Raw genomic sequence first — 5,957 nt, forward strand, 5'->3', positions numbered from 1 at the left:
GTAATGTATATTTGCTCATAAAAAAACTGCACCTTGTGAGTTGGAGGGGATGTCCAACTTTTGGGGTGCAGTTCACTCTTCAGACAACCTTTTTCTCATCAATCCGCTTTTAACGGAACAACCCCAATGCCTTAACGAACACCATCACCACGCCGTAAACCAGCGGGACGCCGACCAAAGTCCAACGCCACCAAACCGAAAAACCGCCTGCCGCGACTTTTTCCTGCAACAAGTAGGCATCGGAAACAGCAGTTTCGTCATCGGGGTTACCACTGTGCGCCGCTGTTTTGATGTCGGTTTCGTGGTGTTTTTCATGGACGGACTTGACGGCAAGGTTACACAGCAAACCGACAATCAACAATCCTGCCATGATATACATGGTTACACTGTATGCCTGCGCGGCAGGAACACCGCTGTCGATTTGGCTTTGGCGGATGTAGTTCACCAAGACCGGACCGATCACGGCAGCGGTTGACCAAGCCAGTAAAATACGCCCGTGAATCGCGCCGACCTGATAAGTGCCGAACAAGTCTTTCAAATAAGCCGGAATCGCGGCAAAACCGCCGCCATACATGGAAATGATGACGCAAAATCCAATAATAAACAAAGCCTTGTTTCCGCTCTCGCCAATGGACGGAACAGCAAAATACAGCAGCGAGCCGAGTACGAAAAAGATGGTGTAGGTATTTTTACGTCCGATTCTGTCGGAAACGCTGGACCACAAAAACCGTCCGCCCATATTGAACAAACTCAAAAGGCTGACGAAACCTGCCGCCGCCCCCGCGCTGATTGCCGCTTGTTTACCGACCGACGCTTCTGAAAACAGCTCCTGAATCATGACCGAAGCCTGCCCCAAAACGCCGATACCGGCAGTTACATTCAGGCACAACACCCAAAACAACAGCCAAAATTGCGGCGTTTTCATCGCTTGGGAAACATTAACATGATTGGTGCTGACCAGTTTGTTTTTAGTTTTAGGCGCGACATAGCCTTCAGGCTTCCAACCCTCCGTCGGCACGCGGATGGTGAATGCGCCGAACATCATCAACACGAGGTAAAACAGTCCCAACACAACAAAAGTCGGCGCGACACCGACCGAAACGTCGTCTGAAAACGCATTCATCAACGATACGGACAAAGGCGAAGCAAGCATCGCACCGCCGCCAAATCCCATAATCGCCAAACCCGTCGCCATGCCCGGTTTGTCGGGAAACCACTTCATTAAAGTGGACACCGGGCCGATATAGCCCAGCCCCAAGCCGATGCCGCCGATCACGCCGTTGCCCAAATACAGAAGAAACAGATTATGCGTACTGACGCCGAGTGCCGACACAAAAAAACCCAAGCTGAAACAGCACGCCGCAACAAACATCGCCTTGCGCGGTCCGACACGCTCCATCCAAGTGCCGAACAACGCGGCAGACGCGCCCAGCATAGCCAGCGCGATACTGAAAATCCAGCCCACAGTCGTCAGCTTCCAATCCCCGGCTGCGGATTCGGTAATGCCGATAAGCTTGGTCAGCGGCGCGTTAAACACGGAATACGCATAAATCTGCCCGATGGCAAGATGCACCGCCAAAGCGGCAGGCGGCACCAGCCAACGGTTAAAACCCGGCTTGGCAATCGTCGCCTCACGGTCTAAAAATTTCATAAAAGCCTCTTGATATCGAATGAAAAACAGCGTTCTCCGCGAGGAAAACGCCTTAAATTGTTGACAATATTGTACCACGCTTCCGCATGGGCTTTACTCCGCCTAACATGAGTTTTTTGAGTAAGAAAGAGAAAAATCATTCATAATATGCACTTACTCCCACCTAATCATGCACGCTCCCACATGACTTTTATCGCCCTTACCAATATTTTTCTGATTATCTTATTTGTTTTCACCATGCTGTTCGTTCGGTGGCGCAACCATAAACTCAAGCAGGCATACCTCGCACGGCTTCTGAAACAGCCTGAAACTTTCGAATGGCTCTCACGCAATCTGAGCGGCGATGAAGTCAAAGATATTCAAGCAATCCTCACACATTTCGGTTTGCCATTACAAGAATCCAAACAACTCATTAATATTTTCCACAGTCAAAATCCCGGCAAAATGTATAGTGGATTAAAATAAAAATGAGACAAGGCGGCAACGCCCGTCGTGTACAGATAGTACATAAGGGCGTTGGTAACGCCGTATCGTTGCAATTTTAATCCACTATAACACCTATTTTCAGACGACCTCGACTTTCCTATTAAGCAACCATTCAAGCCCAAATCCCTCCGCTTGAAAAATATTTTGCTATTGACTACATTTTTGTGTTAAATAACGTAATCTGTCACTAAACAATAATATCTCATTATGGCAAACATTAAACTCAAAACACATATTTCTTACATCCTACTCGCTTCCGCATTGCTTTCCGGCTGCCATACTTATCAGGTAGACCAAAGCCGTCGCAGCAAAATCGCGCAATTTGCCATCAACCACCCTGTTGCGGCGCAAGTGATCGGCGTTGAAGACAAAAACTCGACCAACCTGACCAGCAACGCCGCACGCTTTGCCACCCGGACCGGTTTAGACGACCGTGCCAACGGCGAAGGACGCGGGACGCAGGTCAATGCCGTCCGTCAAGCCCTATGGCAAGCCGCTATTTCCTCCCAATTTGACAGCGAAATTGCAAACAGGGCTGGCAATGCCTATCTGACCGATATGGAGATTCGAGAGGGCAAAACCGATTATTACAGCCGTTTTCTTGCCGACCAAGCTGTTGATCAGCGCAACAACCGTATCGGACGCAGCATCGGCAGCGGCAAGCCCGGTGCGGACATGAAAGCACTCCTGCAAAGTGTTTTGTTCTACTACCACAAGGTAGGTCTGTGGACCGCCTCCGAAGTCAAAGCTTCCGGCCGTAAAGTATGGAGAATCAGCCAAGAAAAATTAAGCGAAGCAGAATATCGACGCGCTTTGAAAAACATCGCTCCGCTGAACACCAACGGAATGGTGCCGAACGAACAAAACCTCAAAACGGATACGTTCAAAGAAATTAAAAAAACGGTCAAAGTGATTACCAAAGTCGAAGACTGATTCGTATCAACATTCTATCTACTGCTTCAGTAATCTCCCAAAACGGCGTAAACTGTCGCAAACCCATTTTCAGACGACCCCTGCTTGCAAAGAGGTCGTCTGAAAACATTTCTCCTGCCGATTTAGCTGTTTTCAGAAGGACAAAGGACGATTATGAACTTCCCACCGCGTTACGTTTCCGCCACCCGTATGCGCCGCATGCGCAAAGACGACTTCTCCCGCCGCCTGATGCGCGAGTATACCCTGACCGCAGACGATTTGATTTATCCCGTTTTCGTACTCGAAGGCAGCAACCAAGAAGAAGCCGTCCCCTCCATGCCCGGCGTGAAACGGCAAAGTTTGGACAAATTATTGTTCACCGCCGAAGAAGCCCTCAAGCTCGGCATCCCCATGCTGGCACTCTTCCCCGTCGTTACCCAAAATAAAACCGAATTGGCGGAAGAAGCTTACAACCCCGAAGGACTCGTGCCGACCGTCGTACGCACCCTGCGCGAAAAATTCCCCGAACTCGGCATCATGACCGACGTCGCACTCGACCCCTACACCATCCACGGGCAAGACGGACTGACCGATGCAAACGGCTACGTCCTCAACGACGAAACCATCGAAGTTTTGGTGAAACAAGCCTTGTGCCATGCCGACGCAGGCGCGCAAGTCGTCGCTCCGTCCGACATGATGGACGGCCGCATCCTCGCCATCCGCGAAGCCCTTGAAGACGCGGGACACATCCACACCCGCATCATGGCGTATTCCGCCAAATACGCTTCCGCTTTTTACGGCCCGTTCCGCGATGCGGTCGGCAGTTCCGGCAACTTAGGCAAAGCCGACAAGAAAACCTACCAAATGGACCCCGCCAACACCGACGAAGCCCTGCACGAAGTCGCCCTCGACATTCAGGAAGGCGCGGATATGGTGATGGTCAAACCCGGCCTGCCCTATCTTGACGTTGTCCGCCGCGTCAAAGACGAGTTTGGCGTACCGACCTACGCCTACCAAGTTTCAGGCGAATACGCCATGCTTCAAGCCGCGATTCAAAACGGCTGGCTGGACGGCGAAAAAGTCATACTCGAAAGCCTACTCGCCTTCAAACGCGCCGGCGCCGACGGTATTCTGACTTATTACGCTCTCGAAGCGGCCAAATTACTGAAAAAATAAAACACAAATAACGACATTGGTTTTCCTGTAAGCTATACCAGGGTCGGATATAGTAAATTCGGCAAAAGGCTGATTGAAAAGCAAAAGGTCGTCTGAAAATGTTCAGACGACCTTTCCTCAATACACCTTCCCAATAACTGATTTACCATTCACAACCGACCCTTGTTAATTTCAATACTGCCAGAGACCTTTGCAAAAATAGTCTATTAACGAAATTTGACGCATAAAAATGTGCCAAAAAATTTTCAATTGCCTAAAATCTTCCTAATTTTGATCAAAAAGTAGGAAAAATCAGAAACGTTTTGCATTTTGAAAATGAGATTGAGCATAAAATTTTAGTAACCTATGTTATTGCAAAGGTCTCTGCCAACATATCCCCATCATGCCAAAGGACGCAGCTTAGATTTTCAAGTAAAATCTACCTCGTCTGAAACACACTCAATCTCTCAGTAAGGAAAACATCATGAGCAACCATCACAAACTCATCATTCTCGGCTCCGGTCCTGCCGGCTACACCGCCGCCGTCTATGCCGCCCGCGCCAACCTCAAGCCCGTCATCATTACCGGTGTCGAACAGGGAGGACAACTGATGACCACCACCGAAGTCGACAACTGGCCTGCCGACGCCGAAGGCGTACAAGGCCCGGAACTGATGGCGCGTTTCCTTGCCCATGCCGAACGCTTCGGTACCGGAATGATTTTCGACCAAATCCATACCGTTGATTTGCAAAACCGCCCCTTCACCCTCAAAGGCGACATGGGCGAATACACTTGTGACGCGCTGATCGTCGCTACTGGCGCATCCGCCAAATATTTGGGACTGCCCAGCGAAGAAACCTTTGCAGGCAAAGGCGTATCCGCCTGCGCGACCTGCGACGGTTTCTTCTATAAACAACAAGACGTAGCCGTTGTTGGCGGTGGTAATACTGCCGTAGAGGAAGCCCTTTACCTCGCCAACATCGCCAACACCGTTACCCTGATTCACCGCCGCGACAGCTTCCGTGCCGAAAAAATCATGGTGGACAAACTCATGCAGCGCGTTGAAGAAGGCAAAATCATCCTCAAGCTCAACAGCAATCTGGATGAAGTCTTGGGCGACGAAGGCGGCGTTACCGGTGCCCGTCTGAAACACAACGACGGCACTACCGAAGACATCGCCGTCAAAGGTGTGTTCATCGCCATCGGTCATAAGCCCAACACCGACATTTTCAAAGGCCAGCTCTATATGGACGAAACCGGCTACCTGAAAACCAAAGGCGGTACGGGCGACAACGTCGGTGCAACCAACATCGAAGGCGTATGGGCGGCAGGCGACGTCAAAGACCACACCTACCGCCAAGCCATCACCAGCGCAGCTTCAGGCTGCCAAGCTGCACTTGATGCCGAACGCTGGCTCGACCGCCAAGGGTTGTAAAACAACTCTGTGCCGGGTAAAGGCAGCCCGATTAACTCATTCCAACCGGACAGGCTGCGAACCCAATGTCCATATGATATTCTAAAAAGTAAAGCAAAAGCATAAGAAAAGGTCGTCTGAAACATTTTTAGCTAAACCCGCTATATCCGTTTTCAGACGACCTGAGACCTTTGCAAAAAAGCCCTTCCCCCGACAACCGAAACTCAAACACAGGTTTTCAGCTATTTCCCTCCCCCAATACCTCCTGATTTTACCCAAATACCCCCTTAATCCTCCCCGGATACCTGATAATCAGGCATCCGGGCCGCCTTTTAGGCG

At 50.3% G+C, this 5,957-nt stretch carries 5 protein-coding genes; 4 read left to right on the top strand and 1 reads right to left on the bottom strand.

Translation table 11 applies throughout. The annotated features are described in order from the left end of the window. Positions 1 to 109: 109 nt before the first annotated feature. The gene (locus AC5M9B_RS04200) at positions 110 to 1,651 is read right to left on the bottom strand and encodes an L-lactate MFS transporter (protein WP_019271233.1); all 1,542 of its coding nucleotides are present in this window, start codon (positions 1,649 to 1,651) and stop codon (positions 110 to 112) included. Positions 1,652 to 1,834: 183 nt separating this feature from the next. Between AC5M9B_RS04200 and AC5M9B_RS04205 the strand changes: the two genes are divergently transcribed. The 4 genes from AC5M9B_RS04205 to trxB all read left to right on the top strand — a co-directional run bounded on the left by AC5M9B_RS04205 (position 1,835) and on the right by trxB (position 5,639). After that, positions 1,835 to 2,116 carry a hypothetical protein gene (locus tag AC5M9B_RS04205; protein WP_019271234.1) on the top strand — a complete coding sequence of 94 codons (282 nt, stop codon included), beginning with the start codon at positions 1,835 to 1,837 and terminating at the stop codon, positions 2,114 to 2,116. Positions 2,117 to 2,344: 228 nt separating this feature from the next. After that, positions 2,345 to 3,070, top strand: coding sequence for a hypothetical protein (locus AC5M9B_RS04210; protein ID WP_019271235.1), 726 nt, complete (start codon positions 2,345 to 2,347; stop codon positions 3,068 to 3,070). 153 nt (positions 3,071 to 3,223) lie between these two features. Continuing rightward, positions 3,224 to 4,225: a porphobilinogen synthase gene (hemB, locus tag AC5M9B_RS04215; RefSeq protein WP_019271236.1), complete on the top strand. Its 1,002-nt coding sequence runs from the start codon at positions 3,224 to 3,226 to the stop codon at positions 4,223 to 4,225. A gap of 463 nt (positions 4,226 to 4,688) precedes the next feature. After that, on the top strand, positions 4,689 to 5,639 hold the full coding sequence (gene trxB / locus AC5M9B_RS04220) for a thioredoxin-disulfide reductase (protein WP_487648290.1): 951 nt from the start codon (positions 4,689 to 4,691) through the stop codon (positions 5,637 to 5,639). Positions 5,640 to 5,957 lie beyond the last annotated feature (318 nt).

It is taken from the genome of Neisseria flava, from assembly GCF_982712965.1.

Coding starts and splice junctions, on each gene's coding strand:
- AC5M9B_RS04200 (WP_019271233.1), bottom strand. CDS start 1,651: ATGAAATTTTTAGACCGTGAGGCGACGATTGCCAAGCCGGGTTTTAAC.
- AC5M9B_RS04205 (WP_019271234.1), top strand. CDS start 1,835: ATGACTTTTATCGCCCTTACCAATATTTTTCTGATTATCTTATTTGTT.
- AC5M9B_RS04210 (WP_019271235.1), top strand. CDS start 2,345: ATGGCAAACATTAAACTCAAAACACATATTTCTTACATCCTACTCGCT.
- hemB (WP_019271236.1), top strand. CDS start 3,224: ATGAACTTCCCACCGCGTTACGTTTCCGCCACCCGTATGCGCCGCATG.
- trxB (WP_487648290.1), top strand. CDS start 4,689: ATGAGCAACCATCACAAACTCATCATTCTCGGCTCCGGTCCTGCCGGC.